Source organism: Paenibacillus sp. MMS20-IR301, assembly GCF_032302195.1.
Classification (GTDB): Bacteria; Bacillota; Bacilli; order Paenibacillales; family Paenibacillaceae; genus Paenibacillus_AQ.
Map to the genome: position 1 here is coordinate 6,985,753 of NZ_CP135275.1, position 21,416 is coordinate 7,007,168.

At 56.1% G+C, this 21,416-nt stretch carries 13 protein-coding genes and 1 pseudogene; 10 read left to right on the forward strand and 4 right to left on the reverse strand.

Going from position 1 to position 21,416, the window contains the following annotated elements; genetic code table 11:
* Nucleotides 1-10: 10 nt before the first annotated feature.
* Both LOS79_RS30130 and LOS79_RS30135 read right to left on the reverse strand, forming a co-directional pair.
* Nucleotides 11-1,486: a VCBS repeat-containing protein gene (locus tag LOS79_RS30130; RefSeq protein ID WP_315414564.1), complete on the reverse strand. Its 1,476-nt coding sequence runs from the start codon at nucleotides 1,484-1,486 to the stop codon at nucleotides 11-13.
* Between the two features lie 95 nt (nucleotides 1,487-1,581).
* Nucleotides 1,582-2,583 carry an AraC family transcriptional regulator gene (locus LOS79_RS30135; RefSeq protein ID WP_315414566.1) on the reverse strand — a complete coding sequence of 334 codons (1,002 nt, stop codon included), beginning with the start codon at nucleotides 2,581-2,583 and terminating at the stop codon, nucleotides 1,582-1,584.
* A 246-nt stretch (nucleotides 2,584-2,829) separates the two neighbouring features.
* Between LOS79_RS30135 and LOS79_RS30140 the strand changes: the two genes are divergently transcribed.
* The 4 genes and pseudogenes from LOS79_RS30140 (at nucleotide 2,830) to LOS79_RS30150 (ending at nucleotide 9,545) form a co-directional block, all read left to right on the forward strand.
* The gene (locus LOS79_RS30140; RefSeq protein ID WP_315414568.1) at nucleotides 2,830-5,652 is read left to right on the forward strand and encodes an alpha-L-rhamnosidase; all 2,823 of its coding nucleotides are present in this window, start codon (nucleotides 2,830-2,832) and stop codon (nucleotides 5,650-5,652) included.
* 5 nt (nucleotides 5,653-5,657) lie between these two features.
* A complete protein-coding gene (locus tag LOS79_RS30145) occupies nucleotides 5,658-7,355 on the forward strand; it encodes a glycoside hydrolase family 3 protein (protein WP_315414569.1) in 1,698 nt (565 codons plus the stop codon).
* A 21-nt stretch (nucleotides 7,356-7,376) separates the two neighbouring features.
* Nucleotides 7,377-7,931: pseudogene (gene pgmB, locus LOS79_RS33145) on the forward strand (beta-phosphoglucomutase); the annotation flags it as partial.
* Nucleotides 7,932-8,009: 78 nt separating this feature from the next.
* Nucleotides 8,010-9,545, forward strand: a complete 1,536-nt coding sequence (locus tag LOS79_RS30150) for a glycoside hydrolase family 43 protein (protein WP_397386822.1) — start codon at nucleotides 8,010-8,012, stop codon at nucleotides 9,543-9,545.
* Nucleotides 9,546-9,551: 6 nt separating this feature from the next.
* On the opposite strand, the gene LOS79_RS30155 is transcribed toward LOS79_RS30150, so the two are convergent.
* Nucleotides 9,552-10,457 (reverse strand): AraC family transcriptional regulator, encoded by a 906-nt coding sequence (locus tag LOS79_RS30155; RefSeq protein ID WP_315414572.1) that lies wholly within the window; start codon nucleotides 10,455-10,457, stop codon nucleotides 9,552-9,554.
* A gap of 156 nt (nucleotides 10,458-10,613) precedes the next feature.
* On the opposite strand from LOS79_RS30155, the gene LOS79_RS30160 reads away from it, so the two are divergent.
* Nucleotides 10,614-13,088, forward strand: coding sequence for a glycoside hydrolase family 38 N-terminal domain-containing protein (locus LOS79_RS30160; RefSeq protein WP_315414574.1), 2,475 nt, complete (start codon nucleotides 10,614-10,616; stop codon nucleotides 13,086-13,088).
* 861 nt (nucleotides 13,089-13,949) lie between these two features.
* Here LOS79_RS30160 and LOS79_RS30165 read toward each other — a convergent pair.
* Nucleotides 13,950-15,365 (reverse strand): glycoside hydrolase family 1 protein, encoded by a 1,416-nt coding sequence (locus LOS79_RS30165; RefSeq protein WP_315414575.1) that lies wholly within the window; start codon nucleotides 15,363-15,365, stop codon nucleotides 13,950-13,952.
* Between the two features lie 138 nt (nucleotides 15,366-15,503).
* Between LOS79_RS30165 and LOS79_RS30170 the strand changes: the two genes are divergently transcribed.
* The 5 genes from LOS79_RS30170 (at nucleotide 15,504) to LOS79_RS30190 (ending at nucleotide 21,118) form a co-directional block, all read left to right on the forward strand.
* A complete protein-coding gene (locus tag LOS79_RS30170) occupies nucleotides 15,504-16,475 on the forward strand; it encodes a LacI family DNA-binding transcriptional regulator (protein WP_315414576.1) in 972 nt (323 codons plus the stop codon).
* A gap of 74 nt (nucleotides 16,476-16,549) precedes the next feature.
* Nucleotides 16,550-17,230: a response regulator transcription factor gene (locus LOS79_RS30175; protein WP_315414577.1), complete on the forward strand. Its 681-nt coding sequence runs from the start codon at nucleotides 16,550-16,552 to the stop codon at nucleotides 17,228-17,230.
* Nucleotides 17,205-18,191 (forward strand): sensor histidine kinase, encoded by a 987-nt coding sequence (locus LOS79_RS30180; RefSeq protein WP_315414579.1) that lies wholly within the window; start codon nucleotides 17,205-17,207, stop codon nucleotides 18,189-18,191. The genes LOS79_RS30175 and LOS79_RS30180 overlap by 26 nt, the downstream gene beginning before the upstream one ends.
* Nucleotides 18,192-18,290: 99 nt before the next feature.
* The gene (locus tag LOS79_RS30185; protein ID WP_315414581.1) at nucleotides 18,291-19,049 is read left to right on the forward strand and encodes an ABC transporter ATP-binding protein; all 759 of its coding nucleotides are present in this window, start codon (nucleotides 18,291-18,293) and stop codon (nucleotides 19,047-19,049) included.
* Nucleotides 19,046-21,118: an FtsX-like permease family protein gene (locus LOS79_RS30190; RefSeq protein ID WP_315414582.1), complete on the forward strand. Its 2,073-nt coding sequence runs from the start codon at nucleotides 19,046-19,048 to the stop codon at nucleotides 21,116-21,118. Before LOS79_RS30185 ends, LOS79_RS30190 begins: the two co-directional genes overlap by 4 nt.
* Nucleotides 21,119-21,416 lie beyond the last annotated feature (298 nt).

The window sequence follows — 21,416 nt, forward strand, 5'->3', positions numbered from 1 at the left end:
AGCCTCCTCGTTATTGCCGGGTCTTCTGCGGGGTGCCGGCAAGCCGGACTGCTTCTTCCAGGGTCAGCTTCAGCTGGTTGTACTCCTGCAGGGAAGCGCCTTGCAGCTTGGCGGCAGCATCCCCTTCAGGCATTACAGCGACGAACACCGTCGGTGCCGCAGCATCATTTGTATTCTGCAGCTCATACAGCAGCTTATATTCCCGCTGATCCGCCTGCAGTTTAGCTTCAGCAGCAGGCCAGTCATTCTTGGCCAGCAGTCTCAGCTCCAGCAGCGGAGCCTGTTCAGCGGTAGCGGCATTCTTATAGCTGAAGCGGATATTCTCCCACGGCGACGGCGACTCTTCCGGTGTCTCCAGCACGGTCCGGCCGGCCCAGGCTGCCGGGATGCGGAAGTTGAAGCCCCAGCGGTCAAATTGCTCCTCTACAAATTTCAGGCCGGAGGCCCCGTCCCACTGATAGTATTTGCTGATGAAAGGTGTAGCCAGCGGAGCGTAGCCTTCCGTTCCGGCCGGCGGCACGAGGAAGCCGATCTCCGTAATCCCGTCCCCGTTAATATCTGTGCTGGCCAGCGGATAGTCCTTAATAGCGATATTATTGCTGCCGAGCAGTCCGTCCGGTGCTGCGGCCAGCGGTTTAAGCACAAGATCCTTGCTGGCGGAGAGAGCCGCACGCTGGTAATCATCTGTTGCAAGTATATCAGTAAATTTCCCGTTTGCCCAAGTCAGCAGCGAGGTATAGGAGGAATGTGCACCAACCGCCGCATCAATGATCAAAGCGCTGCGGCCCGGTGCCGCCCCGGTGAACTGGGCGGAGATCACATTGCCGTCGAGATTCTGGTCACTCAAGGTCTGCAGGGTGCCGCCCTGAAGCCGGAGCAGCTGCAGCCGGGTTGAGTTCTGGGCGTCCGTCGCGTAAGTTCCCTGGAGCATGGCAATATCGGTCTTCCCTTCCCCGGTAAGATCACCTACGAGCAGCTGGTCGTAAGGCTGCTTGAGCAGCTCGGTAAGACTGCCGCCGTTCAGGCTGTAGACGGACAGCTCCTTGCTCAGCCCTTCGCCGCCGCTGTATCCCAGCAGCAGATCCTCCGCTCCATCGGCGGTAACATCCGTGAAGTTGACATAATCCAGCTCGCTGCCGACCCCGGTCAGGGTGGCGAGCTTACTCCACTTGCCCTCCTGCTGTGAGAGCAGGAGGGTGTTGATCTCATAATCGGTTTTATCTGTTTTGTAGAAGGCCAGCAGTTCCTCCGTACCGTCTTTGTCCAGGTCCTGCAATTGAATGGCGCTGCCTGAATCGGAATGGACAGGTACGGTCAGATGCGCATTCGCAGGCAGAAAAGACTTCACAATGCCGGTAAGTGTACCGTCGGCATTGCCCTGTGACGGAGCCTGCAGCAGCTCGCCCGGCGCCTTCATGGCACCGCAGCCTGCGGTAATTAAGGTTAAGAATAGAAGGCCGCTCAGGCCGGATGTATATTTGTTCATCTTGAATACTCTCCTTTGTTTCATCTGCCGCTAGTATAGCTTAGTCTTTGCGGCAAGTAGTTGCAAAATGGTAAAGGAGTGTAACCGGGCGGCGGTTAAACAGAAGGGCGGCGGCTGTTCTCCCTATACTGCAGCGGAGTCATACGGAACAGGTCTTTGAACTTCCTGTAGAAGAAGGTCACGCTGGAATAGCCGACCTCCTCGGCGATATCGGGCACAGGCAGCCGGGAGCCGGACAGCAGAAGGGCAGCCTGGGTCAGGCGCTGGAGCTGCAGCAGCTCCTTGTAGGTTTTGCCTGTGGCTTTTTTGAGCAGCGCCGACAGATAGTTGGGATGGAACCCGAAATGGCGGCCCATCTCCTCCAGGCTGCATTCCCGGTAGTGCTCCTCAATATAGACCAGAAAGTCAATAAGAGCGACCTGCTTCTGCCGGGAGGAATGCGCGGGAAGCCGGGAACGCTGCTGGCCGCTGTGCCGGATCAATTCGGAGAGCAGAATAACCATATAGGAATCGATGATCTCCGGGGACACGAAGTCACTGTCGAAAAACTCGCACATGACCGGCTCCATAATATTCCGTATAACCTCATGGTTCTGCGGCCGGAAGACCAGGAAGCGGTCCTGCTTACGGTCATCTATGAGCGAATCAATTATAAATTGCGAGATCATGCTGCGCCCCGACAGCCGGCTGAGGAAGGCGGGGGAGAGGAAATCTTTTTTCAGGGTAAGATTGATAATGATATCCTCCTGCCGGACTGCGGCTACTTCATGCGGTGTGTCCTGGTTAATGAGCAGAAACTGCCCCTCGTTCAGGCTTACCGGAATGCCGTCTATGATCAGCTCGCACTGTCCGGAGAATACATAGATCATCTCCAAATAATTATGCATATGAAGCGGAATCGGAACTCCGTAAGGCTGCTGTGAGATCGAAATGCTGTCAGCTGTCGGTGAATTGTTAATATCGAACCCGTAATTGAACAGGAAAACCTCCCTCCCGTCAACGGTGACGGCCGGAGGATTGTATTTTCCCATGTAATCGGTGTGTCCGGCGGTCCGGTTCCTGCTGTGGAGGTAGGCGGTGAGCTCGCTCCGGTTCATGGCAAGCCTCCTTCATTTCTTTGATTTGAGCGGTCCGGTCAACGGGCGGTCTGTTAATTACTCTAGAGGATTTCTTGCTGTAAAGCAATTTATAAGCTATGCGGACACTCCCCAAAATCTTTGATTCGAAGAACAAAGTCATGCGATTCTAATATTATTCCGCCGGAGATTGCTTGTTATGATGAAGCATAGATAAGGAACCTGACTGTCCATGGAGAGGAGAAACAGATGATGCGGATTGAACAAATGAAGTGCAATCATATAAGTGAGCCGCTTGGTTACGAACTAGACGAGGTTGTTCTGAGCTGGATAACCACAGGTGAGCCGGGGGGCTACCAGTCGGCAGCCAGAGTGACTATCTCCCCGGATGCAGCGATGGCAAGTGTAATCTATGATTCGGGCAAGGGGGCGGAGGTCAGCGGGATAGCCCATGCCGTGAAGCTGGAGTGGCAGCCCCGGACCCGTTACTACTGGCAGGCGGAGGTATGGACGGTGTCCGGCGGGTATGCCGCAAGCAGCATCTCCTGGTTCGAGACAGGCAAGCAGGCGGAGCCGTTCACCGGCCGGTGGGTGGCAGCTTCAAGAGAGCAGACCCATCCGCGGTTCCGCAAAAAATTCCGGCTGGAGCAGCTGCCCGTATCTGCACGTTTGTATGCAACCGCGGCGGGCTTATACGAGGCTGAGCTGAACGGCAGCAGGATCGGCAGCGAATATCTGGCGCCGTACTGCAACGACTATGATACCTGGCTGCAGGTGCAGGCCTATGATGTAACCTCCCTGCTGAAGGCCGGGGAGAATGAGCTTGGCGCGATGCTCGGCAGCGGCTGGGCGCTCGGGCGGATCGGTATGGACGGCGGCGCGGAGCAGCTGTATGCAGCGCGGCCGGCCTTCCTGGGAGAGCTGATTCTGCAGCTGGAGGACGGCAGTGAGCTTGTCATTGGCAGTGATGAGAGCTGGATGGCGGCAGCGGGATATGTGACCGATAGCGGAATCTATGACGGCGAAACGCAGCAGGCCGGATTGCGTCAGCCGGGGGCTGAAGAGTGGAGCAGCGTTGAAGTCGTGCCGAGTCCGGTGCGCGGACAGCTTCAGGGTCGGCGGAGCCTGCCGGTTGTGGTGAAGGAGAAGCTTGCGGTCCGGGAGATTCTGCATACGCCGGGCGGAGATGTCGTGCTAGACCTCGGACAAAATATGGCCGGCTGGCTGGCCTTCCGCGCCAAGGCGCCGAAGGGTGCCGAAATTGTGCTGGAGTATGCCGAGATTATGCAGGAGGGGGAGTTCTACCGCGATAATCTGCGTACGGCGCAGCAGCGTTTCACCTATGTGTCGGATGGAGAGGAGCGGGAGGTGCGGCCGCATTTCACCTATTTCGGCTTCCGTTATGTGCGCGTAACCGGGATGGAATGGATCGCCCGCGGCTCGGTTTCGGGCTGGGTGCTGTATTCCGATATGGAGGCGGGCGGGGAGCTGAAAACCTCGCATCCGCTGGTCAACCGCCTGATCAAGAATGCGCTGTGGGGGCAAAAAGGCAATTTCCTCGATGTGCCAACCGACTGCCCGCAGCGGGATGAACGTCTCGGATGGACCGGCGATGCCCAGGTATTCGCCCAGACGGCCAGCTTCAATATGGATACCGCCGCCTTTTACCGTAAATATCTGTACGATCTGGCGCAGGAGCAGTCCAAGCTGAATGGAGCGGTGCCTACGGTTGTCCCTAAAATGATCAAGGGCAATGCCTATTCGGCAGCCTGGGGAGATGCAGCGACCATTATTCCCTGGCAGCAATATGTCCAGTATGGCGACACCGGCGTGCTGAAGCAGCAGTGGGATTCCATGCAGGGCTGGGTGGAATATGTCCGGGGCCGGGCAGGAGAGCGGCATCTGTGGCTGAATGATTTCCATTTCGGCGACTGGCTGGCGATGGACAGTGTGACCGGCGATTTGTCAGGCGGAACCTTGAAGGAACTGGTGGCTACCGCGTATTATGCCCACTCCGTACATCTGTTGTCCAAGGCGGCGGCGGTACTGGGAAAAAAAAGCGAAGCTGAAAGGTACCGCGCCTTGTATGAGGACATCCGCCGGGCCTTCCAGGCAGAGTTCGTGACGGCGAACGGGCGCATTGTTTCGCTAACCCAGACGGCACAGATTATTGCCGTGCAGTTTGGTCTTTTACCGGAGGAGTGGAACAAGAAGGCCATAGATACGCTGGCTGAGCTGATTGTTAAAGCCGGCTATAAGCTGCAGACCGGATTCGTCGGTACGCCGTTCCTCTGCCGCGTACTGTCGGAATACGGCTATAATGACCTGGCCTACAAGCTGCTGCTGAATGAAGAACTGCCGGGCTGGCTCTATCCGGTCACAATGGGGGCGACCACCATCTGGGAGCGCTGGGATTCGGTGATGCCGGACGGGCGGATCAGTGAAAATGGCATGAACTCGCTGAATCATTACGCCTACGGTTCGATTGTCGAATGGATGACCTCGTATATGGCAGGCATACAGCCGCTGGAATCGGCACCGGGGTATAAGGAATTCCGCCTGGCTCCGCAGCCGAGCAGCCGGATGCAGGGAGTAACGGCCGCCTATCAGAGCCGCAGCGGGCGGATTGTCAGCAGCTGGAGCCAGGAGGGCCGGCAGCTTCACTTCCGCTTTGAGGTTCCGTTCAATACGACAGCCCGGCTCATTCTGCCGCATTGTGCGGCAGAAGAGCTGCAGGGCTGGACAGAAGCAGGCCTCCGCCAGCCGGAGCAGTGGGGGACAAATTGCTGCCTGACGTTGCCGCCGGGAAGCTACCGGTTCGTGTATACGCCAGCCGGTGATTATTTCCCGCAGTACAATTCCTACAGTGATCTGCGTGATCTGCTGGCGGACAGCCGCCGGGCGGAGCTGGTTAAGGCGATCATTCCGGAAATTGAACATAAACAGCACCAGATTTACGGGATGCGGCTGCCGAATATGCGGACAATGCAGTTCGTGACCGGGCTGGAAGACAGTCAGCTGGATCAGCTGGACCAGGCGCTGGAAGAGCAGTATAAGGACTTGATCGAAGCAGAAGCAGTGAAAGGATGATTAAAGTGACTAAACCCTGTATCAAAGCAGATTTGCGGGCCCGGCCTTACAGGCTGGACGACGCTGCAGTAGCGTGGGTGGAAGAGACGCTTGCGGCCATGGGCACGGAGGAGCGCATCCGGCAGGTCTTTGCTCCGCTGGCGCCAAGCACAAATGAGCAGTATTTGCAGGAGTGGGTTACCAAATATCAGCCGGGGGCCGTAATGTTCCGGCCGGCACCGAAGGCTGAGCTGAAGCAGGCGGCAGCTGTGCTGCAGCAGAACAGTGCGGTTCCGCTGCTGGTGGCCGGCAATCTGGAGGACGGCGGGAACGGCTTCGCGGAGGACGGAACCTACTACGGCAAGCCGCTGCAGGTGGCCGCAACGGGCGACCCGGCGTTTGCCCGCGAGCTGGGCAGAATTGCCGGACTCGAGGCGGCCGCGGCCGGCGCCAACTGGGCATTCGCCCCGATCGTCGATCTCGACCTGAACTGGCGTAATCCGATTACGAATGTGCGGACCTTCGGCTCAGACACGGATACGGTTATTGCAATGTCACGGGCATACAAGCAGGGCTTTGAGCAATCCGGCGGCGTAGTGTCGGTGAAGCATTTCCCGGGCGACGGCACGGATGAGCGGGATCAGCATCTGCATGTAACCTTCAATTCACTGCCGGTTGCGGAGTGGATGGAATCGTACGGGCGAATCTACCGGTCGCTGATTGAAGACGGAGCGCATACGGTGATGGCCGGTCATATTGCCTTCCCGGCATACTTAATCAACAAGGGGGCGCAGGAGAAGGCGGCAACTCCTGCCACCTTGTCGCCGGAGCTGCTGCAGCATCTGCTGCGCGGTGAGCTTGGCTTCAACGGAATGATTGTAACCGATGCTACGCCGATGATCGGCTTCGCAGCTTCGGCTCCGCGTGAAGAAGCGATTCCCGCCGCGCTTGCGGCCGGCTGTGACATGATTCTGTTCAACCGTGATTATACAGAGGATCTGGCGTTCATGCGCAGAGGCGTGGAGCAGGGCGTAGTCACAGCTGAGCGGCTGGAGGATGCGGTCCGGCGGATTCTCGGCGTAAAGGCAGCGGCCGGCCTGCATCTGCAGCAGGGGAAGGATAGCGGAATTCCGCTGGAGGCCATAGGCAGCGCCGGGCATGCGCACAGTGCCCGGACAATGGCCGATCATGCGGTTACGCTGGTTAGAGACCGGGATGCCCTGCTGCCGCTGACACCTGACAAGTACCGCAGGATATTCCTCATGCCGCTTGGAACGGATGCCGGTGACCGCTGCATCCGCCAGTTCGCCGGCCTGCTTGAAGCAGGCGGATTCCAGGTTGAGGTACAGGATCTTAAGGAATACAGATTCGACAAGGTGAGCCAGCCGCTGCAGAGCATGAAGGACCGTTATGATCTGGCCATCTACGCAGCGGTTGAACGGACAAGCAGCAACCGCACGCAGGTGCGGCTGAATTATTCACCGATGGTTGCGATCAATGCCCCGTGGTTTGCGCAGGAGGTCCCGAGTCTCGCGGTCTCTTTTGCCAATCCGTATCATTTGCTTGATATGCCGTTCATCTCTACGTACATCAATGCCTATGCCGACAGTGAGGCAACGGTTCATGCCGTTGCGGCACAACTGACCGGACAGGCTCCGTTCAAGGGCAAACATCCGGTAGATGCTTATTGCGGGAACCGCTGGGATCTGCATATTTATGACTAACTGGGAAGCGGGGTGCCACAGATGGCATTGAAGGCGGTTATCTTTGATCTGGATGGCGTGATTGTATCTACAGACGAGTATCATTACCGGGCATGGGCAGCAATCGCGGAGCGGGAGCAGGTTCCCTTCGATGAAGAGCGTAATGTCCTGCTGCGCGGCGTCAGCCGCGAGGAAAGCCTCGAGATCCTGCTGCAGCAGGCAGAGCGCACGTATTCGGCGGCAGAGAAGCGGCAGCTGTGCGGGGAGAAGAATACAATCTACAGGGAACTGCTTGAAGGGCTGACACCGGCAGATCTTCTGCCGGGGGTACTGGCGTGGCTGGCGGAAGCGAAGGCCGCCGGTATCCGGACCGCAATAGGCTCCTCCAGTAAAAATACAGATATGATTCTGCGGAAGCTCCATCTGGCGGATGCCTTTGACACTGTAGTCTCGGGAGCAGATGTGACGCGGAGCAAGCCGGAGCCGGATATCTTCCTGCTTGCGGCAGAACGGCTGGGACTCACACCTGCTGAGTGCGTGGTGGTCGAGGATGCGCCGGCCGGGATTGCTGCTGCCCGGGCGGCCGGGATGCGGATGGTCGCTGTAGGTGAAGCGGCTGCGGCTATTGAAGCAGACTGGAATGCGGAATCGCTCACGGATCTGCGGCTCAGCGAGCTGCAATATTATGAGAATCCGGTGATTCCCGGGTTCCATCCGGATCCGAGCGTGTGCCGGGTAGGCTCCGACTATTATCTGGTAACCAGCTCTTTCCAGTACTTTCCCGGAGTCCCGGTCTTCCATAGCAGGGATCTGGTGAACTGGCAGCAGATCGGTCATTGCCTTACACGCAAAAGCCAGCTTGATCTGGGCGGCTGCGCCAGCTCAATGGGGATTTTTGCCCCGACCCTGAGGTTTCATCAGGGCCGGTTCTATATGATTACTACCAATACCCATAGCTTCCGGAATTTCTATGTCTGGTCGGAGGCACCGGAAGGGCCATGGTCCGAGCCGGTATGGCTGGACTGGCCGGGCATTGACCCGTCCCTGTTCTTCGACGAGGATAACCGGGTCTATCTTACAGGCAACGGCGGGTTCCGGGGAGATGAGCCGCGTGGCATCTATCAGGCGGAGCTGGACATAGAGACCGGCAAGCTGCTGACGGAGCGCCGCTTCATCTGGAGCGGCACCGGAGGAAAGGCGCCGGAAGCTCCGCATCTGTACCGCATACAGGGGATGTACTATCTGCTGATTGCCGAAGGCGGAACGGAATACGGACATATGGTCACTGTAGCCCGGAGTGCAAGCCCGTACGGGCCGTTTCAGAGCTGCCCGTCGAATCCCATCCTTACGCACCGCAGTCTGGAGCATCCCATACAGGCGACTGGCCACGCCGATCTGGTGCAGCATGAGGACGGCAGCTGGTGGGCGGTCTTCCTGGGCATCCGCCCGGCGCCGGTCCCTTTCGGGGGACAGCATCACTATCTCGGGCGCGAAACCTTCCTCTCTCCGGTTACCTGGAGTGAGGACGGCTGGCCGGTAATTGGCGATCAGGGGACGGCAGGGGAGCGGATGGAGCTTCGTTCACTCCGCCCGGGAAAACGCCGCCCGTGGAATGGGCTGGAATCCTTCGACAGCCGGGGACTGCCGCCGGAATGGAGCTTCCTCCGGAATCCGGCGGAAGGCAGCTGGAGCCTGGAAGCGCGGCCGGGCTGGCTGAGCCTGACCGGCTTGGCAGCCACGCTGGATGATGTGTCATCTCCGGCCTTTGCGGGCCGGAGGCAGCAGCACTTCAACTGCCGGGTATCGGCATTCTTATCCTTCGACCCGCAGCAGGAGGGGGAGGAAGCCGGACTTACGGTATATATGAATGAGCGGTACCATTATGAGATTGCTGTAAGACTGCTGGACGGCAGGCGCCAGGTGATTCTGCGCCGGAGAGCCGGGGCATTATGGAAGGTGGAGCAGGAGGCAGTGTATGAAGGCACGGAGATTATTCTGACGGTTCAGGCGGAACCGGCGCTGTATACATTCGGATTTTGCCCCCCTGAAGAAGAGACGGTTGCCATGGGCACAGGGGAATGCTCGCTGCTCTCCACCGAGGTGGCAGGCGGCTTCACCGGTGTGCACTTCGGCCTCTATGCAACCGGCAACGGCAAACGCTCCGCTGCCTCTGCTGATTTCGGCTGGTTCAAGTATGAAGTATTAGCCTGATCCGGCTTACTCCGGGCTGCCCGTGTTGGATTTACGGTAGCTCTGCGGGGCTTGCCCGTACTTTTTTTTGAAAGCTTTGCTGAAGTAGCTTAAGTCGGCGAACCCTGCCTGCTCAGCTGCTTCGGAAATATTCGAGCCGGGGAGCAGCAGCAGCTCCCTGGCTTTTTCCAGCCGGATGCTGTTCATCCGCCCGATAATTGTATTCCCCGTCAGTCTCTTATACTCCCTGGACAAGTGGCCGTAGCTCATATGCAGTGAGGCTGCCAGCTCCTCCACGTTCAGCCGGTCCCCCAGATATTCCTCCATATAAATCTCTACTTTACGTACCAGCGGATCGGCTACGGCGGCAGGTGATTCAGTATGCCCCTCCAGTGTCTGCTGCAGCTGGCATAAGCGCTCCAGCAGCCGGATCAGCAGCAGCTGCAGACTGAGCTCAGAGGGGGCTGCAGTATCAGCCTCGCTAAGAAAATGCTCCAGCATTCCGCTAAAACCTTCTTCATCGCTATAGGCACCGGGCCTCCACTCCTGCAGGGATTTCAGCCTCGCATACAGCAAATGGCCGCCGTCCGCAGCCTGTCCGGGATCAGCAGGCCGTAGCCGCCAGCGGAAGCAGAGCCCTTCATGCGGATTGCCGCGCGTGTAAGTATGTGAATGTACTCTGCCGGGCGGAATCAGGAAGAACTCCCCCGCATTTACGGTCAGCTCGTCCCCGTCGAACCGTGTGCCCATCTGCCCGGACAGCACATAGTTGAACTCGAACCAGGTGTGGGCATGGGGAGGGCATTTACTGGCCGTACCGATTTGTTCGAAAATGATATCGACCCATTCGATAACCGCATCCTGAACCCGGATTTCACGGCACAGCTTGTTGAATACAGGGGGGAGTCCGCTTTTATAACGGTTAATATCCATTGGCCTAAGTCCCTTCATTGATGGAGCTTCATTCTTATGATGTTCCCGATTATATCATAATGAGACAAATATCTGCGAGGATTGGAAATGTACTCCGGCGCGGACATACCTCACAATAGAGATAGACTAATTACGATCCTATGGAGGGAAACAGTAATGAAAAGGAAACTGCATTTGCTCAGCAACGCCCATCTGGACCCGGTGTGGCAGTGGGAATGGGAGGAGGGCGCAGCGGCAGCGGTATCTACGTTCCGTGCAGCGGCGGAATTCTGTGAGGAGAACGACGAATATATTTTCAACCATAATGAAGTGATCCTCTATCAATGGGTTGAGGAGTATGAGCCGGCATTGTTCAAGCGGATTCAGCGTCTGGTTAAGGAAGGCAAGTGGCATATTATGGGCGGATGGTATTTGCAGCCGGACTGCAATATGATCTCGGGTGAATCGTTTGTCCGGCAGATCCTGCTCGGCAAAGCCTATTTCCGGGCAAAGTTCGGTGCAGAGCCGGCTACCGCCATCAACTTCGATTCCTTCGGGCATTCCCGCGGGCTGGTGCAGATTCTGGTACAGGCGGGTTACGATTCGTATATCTTCATGCGTCCGGATGAGATGGAAGGCTTGCCGGCGGATGATTTCAGCTGGGAGGGGTATAACGGCAGCAAGGTGATGGCCCACAAGATAGAGGGCGGCTACAACAGTCTTATGGGCAAAACCCGCGGGAAGATCGAGCGCTGGCTGGGCGATCACCCGCAGCAGCAGACCGGACTTGTGCTTTGGGGCGTGGGTAATCACGGCGGCGGGCCGTCGCGGACCGATCTGGCGCAGATTGCCGAGCTCATGCAGGAGCGGGACGATGTGGAGATTGTCCATTCGACGCCGGAGCGTTATTTCGCCGAGCTGAAGCAGAAGGGGGCAGAGCTGCCCGTCTATGCGGGCGATCTCAATCCCCGGTTCGTAGGCTGCTATACCTCGATGATCCGCATCAAGCAGCAGCACCGGCTGCTGGAGAATGAACTGTTCCTGACGGAGAAAATGCTGTCCGCCGCTGCGCTGCAGGGTCTGCTCCCCTACCCGGCAGCCGGGCTGCAGGAGGCGCTGCGGGATCTCTTGACCGCGCAGTTCCATGACATTCTGCCGGGGACCTCTGTGCAGAATGCCGAGGAGGCCTCCCTGCGCCAGCTCGGCCACGGGCTGGAGACCGCCGCCCGGCTGAAGACGCGGGCGTTCTTCGCTCTGGCTGCCGGACAGCCGAAGGCGGCGCTTAAGGAATATCCGGTGCTGATCTATAATCCCCATCCGTATGCGGTTACAGGCGTATTCGAATGTGAGTTCATGCTGGAGGACCAGAACTGGAGTGAGGAATACTCTTTGCCTGTAGTCTACCAGGGTGGGCGCCGCCTGCCCTGCCAGCCGGAGAAGGAGCGCAGCAATATTCCGCTGGACTGGCGGAAGCGGGTAGCGTTCACAGCAGAGCTGGCCCCGTCATCGATGAACCGGTTCGACTGCCGGATGGAGATGCTGCCGGATAAGCCGCTGCCGCAGCTGGCCGGTCAGGACGGCTGCTTCCGGTTCGAGACTGCGGAGCTGACGGTAATCATTAACGCCCGGACCGGGCTCATGGATGAGTACACCGCCGGGGGCCATTCGCTGCTGCGTCCGGGAGCCTTCGCCCCGCTCGTGATGGCGGACAATGAGGACCCGTGGCGGATGGACACGGACCGCTTCGATCAGGTAGAGGGCGTGTTCACGCTGATGGGTGAGGCGGAGAGCGCACGCTTCTCCGGCGTGAAGCAGCCGCTGCCTGCCGTGCGGGTCATCGAGGACGGCGAGGTCCGCACCGTGATTGAAACGGTGCTGAGCTACGGCAGCTCCTCGATCACCCAGACCTATAAGCTGCCGAAGCAGGGAACCGAGGTAGAGATTGAGCTGCGGGTGTACTGGAATGAGAAGGATAAGCTGCTGAAGCTGGCGGTCCCGACCGTGCTTGCGCAGGCCGGGTACTTCGGCCAGACGGCCTTTGGTGTGCAGCAGCTGGACCGGAACGGCCGGGAGTCAGCGGCGCAGAAGTGGGTCTCTGCTGAAGACGCTGCGCAGAATCTGGCGTTGACCTGCATTAATAGCGGCATCTACGGCAGCGATTTCCGGCAGGGCGAGCTGCGCCTGTCGCTGCTGCGCAGCGCCGGCTACTGCGCGCACCCGATCGGCGACCGGCCGATTATGGCGCAGGACCGCTTTCTGCCGCGCATGGACCAGGGGGAGCGCAGCTACACCTTCTGGCTGAACGGCGGCACGCGGGAGGAGCGCCGCAGGCTGGTGGACCGCGAAGCGCTGGTCCATAATGAGCGGCCGTACGCGTTATCCTTCTTCCCGTCAGGGGAAGGGGAGCAGCCCGGCCCTTGTGTGCTGCTGGCGGATGACAGCATCCAGCTTAGCGCCTTCAAGCGGGAGGAATACGGCGACGGCTTCATCCTGCGCCTGTTCGAGCCGACCGGACTTGGCGGCGCGACCGTGGTCAGCCTTCCGGCGCTTGGGATCCGCCGGGAGGTCTCCCTGAACGGATACGAGATCAAGACGTTCCGGCTGCTGCCCGCTTCCCGGACGCTGGAGGAGGCTCCGCTGTGTGAGGTTTGAGGCTTGGAGTTTGAGGGGGGCTAATCTGAAATAAATGGAAAAAAGGCACTTAATTCTTCTGTAACGGATGATTTCGGAAATTTAGATGGAAAAAAGGCATTTAATTACCCAATATTATCGCTGAAAAGCCGCAACCGAGAGCAATAAGTGACGTTTATCCAACTAATCCAAGTTTGTAAGGTAAATCAATGAATTTAAGTGCCATATTTCCACTTATTTCCGCTTTGCAAGGTGGATTGCAAACCTATGACTCGGCTCATAGCTCTGCTGCGGTGATACATTGTAATAATCTGCTAAGTACCAGGCTTAACGCGTAAGCAGACACACCGCATAAGAATACTCAACACGTAAGAGGCACAACGCGCTAGCAGGATCAACCGATGGAAGGTTACCAGGCTGGGACTCAGCTATAACTCAGCTTCAACTCAGACTTACCTCACCGGGCGAATATGTCTTAGAGTAACATTACCCAAAGAGTGAGGCGGACTGAGAATCCTCTATTTGCTCAAAATCCTTGAAATATAGGCAGAAGCGGACTGAAATTCCGCTATCTTGTTCCTTTGAACCCGGAAGAAGGCGAAACGGGACATATAAGGGATTCTGAGTCCGATCGGACTGTAATTGTGCTGATTTTGCTCCAATAACGGAATCTCAGTCCGCCTCGCATATATTCAGTTGATACGGCATGCAACCAAAAAAGCAGACAAAAAAGCAGGCAGCCAATAACCCGGCTGTCTGCTTTTTTATATCGTGCTAACGCCAAGTGCCCGAAGCTGTTACGGCCACAGCGCAAAACTCGCTTTTACCGCAGCTACTGCCACAGCTCATAACTCGCTCATAACTCACTCCTACCGCAGCTCCTTAACGCTTCAGGCTCTCCCCGTCGGTAGCGATAACTTCCTTGTACCAGTGGAAGGATTTCTTGCGGTAACGCTCAAGGGTACCGGTGTTATCGTCGTGGCGGTCTACGTAGATGAAGCCGTAACGCTTGCTCAGCTCGGCGGTCGAGGCGCTGACCAGGTCAATACAGCCCCATGAGGTGTAGCCCATAACGTCAACACCGTCCTCGATGGCTTCGCCAACCTGAACCAGGTGGTCATTCAGGTACTGGATGCGGTAATCGTCATTGACGGTCGGCACGCCGTCTTCGCCGGTGATCAGCTGATCCTTGGCGCCGAGCCCGTTCTCCACGATGAACAGCGGCTTCTGGTAGCGGTCGTAGAACATATTCAGTACATAACGCAGGCCCTGCGGGTCAATCTGCCAGCCCCATTCGGAAGCCTTCAGGTACGGGTTGGCCGCACCGCTGAACAAGTTGCCTTCGGTCTGCTGGCGCCGGTTGTCGTCGCCTGTTTCACAGATGCTTACATAGTAGCTGAAGGAGATGAAGTCTACGGTGTGCTTCAGAATCCCGGCATCGCCGGGCTCCATATGAATTTCAATGCCGTGCTCTCTGAAGTAGCGCTTCATGTAGCCCGGGTATACGCCGCGCGCATGAACATCCCCGAAGAAATAGTTCATATGCTCCGACTTCATCGCCGCAATGACATCGTCAGGATTCGGCGTCAGCGGATAGGTCGGCATGCTGAGGATCATACAGCCGATCTGGGCAGAAGGGTTAATTTCATGTCCGATTTTTACCGCTGAGGCACTGGCCACCAGTTCGTGATGGATCGCCTGATACAGGTCCTGCTTGCTCAGCTGTTCTTTCGGAGTGTAGATCCCGCCGCTCATAAACGGCTCATGCAGAATCGAGTTGATCTCGTTGAAGGTCAGCCAGTACTTTACTTTATCCTTATAGCGGGTGAAGACGGTTCTGGCATAACGCTCGTAGAAGCCGACCAGCTCGCGGTTGACCCAGCCGTTATACTGCTTCGACAAATGCAGCGGTGTTTCGTAATGGGAGAGCGTCACCAGCGGCTCGATGCCGTATTTGTGCAGCTCGTCGAACAGGTCGTCATAGAACTTCAGGCCTTGCTCATTCGGCTCCAGCTCATCCCCGTTCGGGAAAATCCGCGACCAGGCAATCGAGGTACGGAATACCTTGAAGCCCATTTCTGCAAACAGCTTGATATCTTCTTTGTAGCGGTGGTAGAAATCAATACCGACCAGCTTCATATTATCCTCGGTAGGCACCTCAGTGATTGGACCTTTAATGCCCCGCGGAGCCACGTCCTGGGTGGACCAGCCTTTACCGTCTTCATTATATGCGCCTTCCAGCTGGTTAGCGGCTACAGCGCCGCCCCACAGGAAGCCGTCAGGAAATTTAATGCTCATCGATGATCCCGCCTTTTTATAGTTATTGAATCAGATATGGTAAGCTACTAATATGCCCATAATTCAATGCTAAATGTTGTAACGCGTTACATGTCAAGTATTATTTAAAAGATGAAAATTTATGTAAGGAGTGTCCTCATGTCGAATCTTGATCATATTGCCAAGCTGTCGGGATTCTCCAAAGCTACGGTATCACGGGTGCTGAATCATTCTCCCCATGTGAGTGAGGCCACACGCAATAAAATCATGGCGATTATGGACGAGCTGGACTATGTCCCGAACGGCAATGCCATCTCCTTGTCCAAAGGTCAGACAGAGCAGATCGGCATGGTTACGGAAGGGATCAACGAAGTGATGCTGCCCTTTCTGAACAGCTTCGTAGAAGCAGCCAGCCGGCACGGATACCAGACCATTATCTATACTTCCGGCGGAGATCCGGCCAAAGAGCTGCAGGCGTTCGAGGATATGCGGCGGAAAAGAGTCGATGCCCTCGTCATCACCACCTGCGTCAATGATCAGAATCTCTTAGGCTCTTTTTGCAAATATGGGCCGATTGTGTCCTGGCAGCGGATGGAGCTTCCGCAGATTCAGAGTGTTGCCATGGACCAGTATGGCGGATATATGCTGGGGCTGGAGCATGTAATTGCCCGGGGGTATACCCGGATTGCCAATGCCTTTGGCAGACCGACCAGTATCAATACCTCCGGCCGGAACCAGGCTTTTCAAGACATTGCCCGCAAATACGGCCTGAATGTGAATCCGGACTGGTCACCGGCCGGCATACATTCTATCCGCCAGGGGGAACAGCTGGTACGGGAGCTGATGCAGTGTGCCGGAGACCGTCCGAACGCGATACTGTGTGCCAATGATCTGGTGGCGGCAGGGGTGCTGAATGAGGCCCGCAGGCTTCAGGTGAAGGTGCCGGAGGAGCTGGCCATTGTTGGATTCGATAACACCGAGCTGGCCCATACGCTGGGGATTACCTCCATTAATAATCCGATTGCCGCGCAGGCGGAGAATGCGTTCCGGCTGATTCTAAGCAGGCTGAAAGGCACGGAGGCGGAGCAGCAGCAGCTGGAGTTCGGGCTGGTGCAGAGAGCTACTACGTAACTAAGCCGTGAACCGTCCGGCAGAGCAGGTCCGCGGTTTGTATATTCCCTGATGATTGGAGTTCAACGGAGCTGATGGATAAAATACTGATTATTGAAGATGACCTGAAGCTGCAAAAATACATATCAGAGTATCTCGAGGCGTATCATTTCGAAGTGGAGACGGTGAAGGATTTCAGCCGGATTGTTGCCCAGGCGGAGGAGAGCAGGCCGCAGCTGATTCTGCTGGATATTAATCTGCCGGTGCTGGACGGCTTTTATTATCTGAAGGTTTTGCGCAAAAGCATGCAGACCCCCATCATCATCCTCTCCGCGCGCAGCGACGAAAGCGAACAGATCCGCGGTATGGAATACGGGGCGGATGATTATGTGACCAAGCCGTTCAAGATCGGGATTCTGCTCGCCAAAATCAATGCCGTGCTGCGCCGCGCCTATCCCCAGGCCGAGGAGCCGGGCCATACAGCCGGCAGTCTCAAGCTGCTTAAGGATACGATGAAGCTGCAGATTAAGGAGCAGATGCTGGAGCTGAGCAAGAATGAATTCCGGCTGCTGCAGATGTTTATGAAAAGGCCAGGTGAGATTCTCACCCGTGAGGAGCTGCTGGAGGCACTGTGGGATGAGCAGACCTTCGTGGATGACAATACGCTGACCGTGAACATTACCCGGCTCAAAAAAAAGCTGGCCGGCTGCGGCCTGCACCAGGCAATTATAACTAAGCGGGGTGTGGGCTATGCGCTTGATCCGGCGAATTGCTGAGCTGCTTCAGCTTAAGCAAGGGATGATCCTTGTCTATATCCTCAATACGGTTGTGCTCATCCTGGCCTCTTACATGTTCCATGGTGTGAAGGATATTCTGTATCCGCTTGGTGTGAGTCTGTTTTTGCTGACGGTTTATCTGGGGATTTCCGCAATCCGGCTGCACAAATTCAAGCTTAAACTGTCAGAGGCGGCGGCCAGCCCGCAACTGCCTGTCGATGCGGCGGATGCCGCGGACAGGCTGGTCTTCGGCATGGTTAATGAGATTCATGAGGAGTACAACAGCCGGATCTATCAGCTCGGCAGCTCGGCGAAAGAGCGGAATACACTGTTCTCCCAGTGGATTCACAACATGAAGGTGTCGGCCGCAGTCATTGATCTGGCAGCAGAGCGCGGAACGGAGCAGGCCCTTGCTGATATCCGGGAGGAGAACGGCAAGCTGACCGCGAACCTCGAAGAATGCCTGAACCTGCTGCGGCTGGAGCAATTCTCGCGTGATTACAGGCCGGAGCGGGTCAGCCTGCACCGGGTGGTGGTGAAGGCGGTTAATGCCCGCAAGCGGGATTTCATCTACGCGGGAGTATATCCGAAGATCACGGTGGATGAAGAGGCGGATATTTATACAGACGAGAAGTGGTGCGGCTCTATGCTGGAGCAGGTGCTGACGAACGCCATTAAATACAGCCATAAAGGCGGTACCGTTACACTCAGCAGCAGCGAGGTGACAGAGGGCCGGGTGCTGCTTACCGTGGCGGATGAGGGGATCGGGATTGAACTGGAGGATTTGCCGCGGGCGTTTGAGCCTTTTTTCACAGGGAGGAATGGAAGGGATCACCGCTCGGCTACCGGCATCGGCCTCTACATGGTGAAGCACACCGCAGACCGGCTGGGCCATTCCGTCAGGCTGGATTCGCAGCGGGGTGCGGGGACGGTGGTTACGTTTACTTTTGCAGCGGTATAGCGTTCCTTACGTAAATGTAAGGTTATGAAAGGCAAATGCATTCATGGAGCAGAAACTTCCTTTTATACTTTGATTATCAGAATATGGGGGGAAGCAAAGGTGAACGTTATTTCAATTAATCAACTGGTCAAAGTCTACAATTCTTACAAGGCGGTAAAAGCAGTCCCGGCACTCGATTCCATCAGCTTTGCTGTCACAAAGGGGGAGTTCACCGGGATTATGGGCCCCAGTGGCAGCGGCAAAACAACTCTGCTCAATATTCTCTCCGGTGTAGATAAGGCCACCTCGGGGGAAGTGCTCATTGACGGGCAGGATATTACGAAGCTGTCCAAGGATGAAATGGCCTTGTTCCGGCGGGAGCGGATCGGATATGTCTTTCAGGATTTCAATCTGCTGGACAGTCTGACGCTGGCGGAGAATATCTCACTGCCGCTGATTCTGGACCGTAAGAGTCCTAAGGAGATTGAGGACAAGCTCGGGCCGCTGCTGCAGCTGCTGGATATTGAAGAGCTGAAGGACAAGTACCCGTACCACCTCTCCGGAGGGCAAAAGCAGAGAGCTGCAGCCGCCCGCGCGATTGTGAATGAGCCGGCGGTAATTCTGGCGGATGAGCCTACGGGAAATCTGGATTCCAGATCGGCAGGCCGGTTAATGGAGACGATGGCTTCGCTGAACGGACAGCTGGGCAGCACGATTCTGATGGTAACGCATGATCCGTTTGCGGCGTCGTTTTGCCAGCGGGTGATTTTCATTAAGGACGGACAATTTGAATTCGAGATCCGGCGGGGTGGCGGGCGCAAATTGTTCTTCGACCGGATTCTGGAGGCGCAAAGTGTGCTCGGAGGGAAGCCGCTATGACCTTCTCCGCCATGATCCGCAAAAACTTCCTGTTCCACGCTAAAAAATATATATCTCTCTATTTCGTCAATACGCTGATTGTCGCTATCCTGTTCATGTTCGGCAGCCTGCTCTACAATCCGGATATTCTGCGGCAGGTCGGCAATACCACGCTTTACAGCATTGTGCGTATGGCCCTGACCGGAGTGGTACTCTTCTCCATTGTATTTGTCACCTACAGCAATCTGTCCTTCCTGAAGTATAGAGGCAAAGAATTGGGCATGTATATCACGCTAGGTATGACTGCGAAGGATCTTACCAGGCTGCTGCTGCTGGAGAATCTGGGCATTGCAGCTGTCTCCCTCTGCAGCGGGCTCATTACCGGCGCCGTGTTCGGCAAATTATTTTATATGGGGCTTAATCAGATTCTGCTGGAGCATAAGCTGCGGTTTGTGTTGAATGCCGGCAGTCTGCTGCTAAGCGGCGGGATTTTTCTCATCATTGCCTGTGTGAATTTCGCGTTCAATCTAATCTATATCCGTAAAATGTCCGTGGCCCGCATTCTGCAGTCCGCCCATGTCCGGGAAACAGGAGTACGCAGCAGCGGATGGGGAGTGCTTGCCCTGGTCCTGTTCATTGTCTCAGTTATTCTACTGCCGGGAACACTGCTGCACAACTGGTTTGACGGGAATCAGGTGGTGGCCGTGATCTGTATCGTGCTCACACTAATCTGTCCTTATGTGATGATCGGTACGGGCATCAATCTGTTTAAATCGGTCATGAAACGGTTCAGACGGTTCTACAACCACAATCTGCTGGTCATGTCGAACCTGTCGCACCGGTTAGCGTCATACACCACAACGTTGTATATCGTCACCCTGCTGATTGCCGGAGCGCTGTTCTTCATTGGAATGACCTATTCCATGTACGCCGCCACCAAGGAGACGGTCCAGCGTAATAATCCGTTCGATGTGCTGTTCGTGGAGAGCGGCAAGGCCAATGTTATGAATGAGCCGGAAATTGCGGCACTGCTTGCAGATAACGGTGACACGGTGCTTTCGCAGAATGAAACGCTGGAATATATTGCGCTGCCGGAATTCCGCAATTTCAAGGGAAAATGGGGGATGTGGGATACACAGTCGATGATTCTCGCAGAGCGTGCATTTAACGAGCTGCTGGGAACCCGTTACGTGCTGGCGGAGCATCAGGCGCTCTTTGCCAGGGTACAGCTGGAGAATTTGGATTTTCAGGTGCCTGATACGATTCTGGCTGCAATTCAGCCGGAGCAGGCGGAGGCTATGCCGCTGGACAGCGGGGGAAAGGCAGAGCTGCTGCAGGATTTGCAGGGGACTGTTATTCAGGAATATGAGGCGGCCGGTATTGCTGAGGTAAGTGAACCTTACGTCAATTGGGTGGCTACGGCTTCGTCCTATTTTGGGCAGGCTCTAGTGGTAGATGACGGGGTGTATGAACGGCTTAAAGCGGCTGTAACGGCGGTACAGATCAGGAAGGTCCACCTGCTTAGCGGGAATATCAGTGAAGCCGGCTTCACGGCACTGGTGGACGAGCTGCGGGAGCGCAACGGATATGATGCTTCGTACTGGAGCACACCTTATCGGCATAATCTTGGTGCAGAGGACCGGATGCGGGCAGAACAAGAGGCGATGCGTCCCGTCTACCGCGGGGAACTGCTCAGCCGGGAGCTGGAGGCGAACGGAACGGTATTCTTTATTACTATGTTCCTGGGCGCCTTGTTCATCATCGCTTCCGGGTTGGTGCTGTACCACAAAGTATTATCCGATATCGATATGCAGAAGGAGAGCATGGCCTCGCTGAAGCGGATCGGCGTGACCCCGAAGGAGTTTCAGCAGCTGGTATCCAAGGAACTGTCTATCCTGTTTATGCTGCCGGCTGTGTTTGGCCTCGGGCTTGGTTATTACTACTTCTATATAGCCTTCAGCAATACTGGCGTCCTTCACGGACCGCTGGGCCGGGCGGCCGGCGTAGCCGCCGTATTCTTCCTGCTGCAGATTGCGTTCTGCTTCGCCAGCCGCCGGAAATATTTCTCTGAGCTGGGGCGGGAGCTGTAGGGCCTGGGCTGAACGGGAGAAAGTTGCTATTCAAATTGAATTTAAGAGCTTGGGCTTCAGCAGAATGAGCGGGTGGAGTGTTCTATTGTACTTTGTACAATAGAACACAATAAAATCCGCCCCAAAAATAGAATCTATTGGAGTTTGTACACTAGTTTTTTAGAATTTGGGCATTTTACGCCCATTTCCCTGAAATCAATTGTATGGAATACAATAGAATGGATTTTTCGGCCGTTTAGCAAGCAATCTAATGTATAAAATACAATGGCTCCATTTCTATCCGTGGTTATATCTATAG

Coding starts and splice junctions, on each gene's coding strand:
- LOS79_RS30130 (WP_315414564.1), bottom strand. CDS start 1,486: ATGAACAAATATACATCCGGCCTGAGCGGCCTTCTATTCTTAACCTTA.
- LOS79_RS30135 (WP_315414566.1), bottom strand. CDS start 2,583: ATGAACCGGAGCGAGCTCACCGCCTACCTCCACAGCAGGAACCGGACC.
- LOS79_RS30140 (WP_315414568.1), top strand. CDS start 2,830: ATGAAGTGCAATCATATAAGTGAGCCGCTTGGTTACGAACTAGACGAG.
- LOS79_RS30155 (WP_315414572.1), bottom strand. CDS start 10,457: ATGGATATTAACCGTTATAAAAGCGGACTCCCCCCTGTATTCAACAAG.
- LOS79_RS30160 (WP_315414574.1), top strand. CDS start 10,614: ATGAAAAGGAAACTGCATTTGCTCAGCAACGCCCATCTGGACCCGGTG.
- LOS79_RS30165 (WP_315414575.1), bottom strand. CDS start 15,365: ATGAGCATTAAATTTCCTGACGGCTTCCTGTGGGGCGGCGCTGTAGCC.
- LOS79_RS30170 (WP_315414576.1), top strand. CDS start 15,504: ATGTCGAATCTTGATCATATTGCCAAGCTGTCGGGATTCTCCAAAGCT.
- LOS79_RS30175 (WP_315414577.1), top strand. CDS start 16,550: ATGGATAAAATACTGATTATTGAAGATGACCTGAAGCTGCAAAAATAC.
- LOS79_RS30180 (WP_315414579.1), top strand. CDS start 17,205: ATGCGCTTGATCCGGCGAATTGCTGAGCTGCTTCAGCTTAAGCAAGGG.
- LOS79_RS30190 (WP_315414582.1), top strand. CDS start 19,046: ATGACCTTCTCCGCCATGATCCGCAAAAACTTCCTGTTCCACGCTAAA.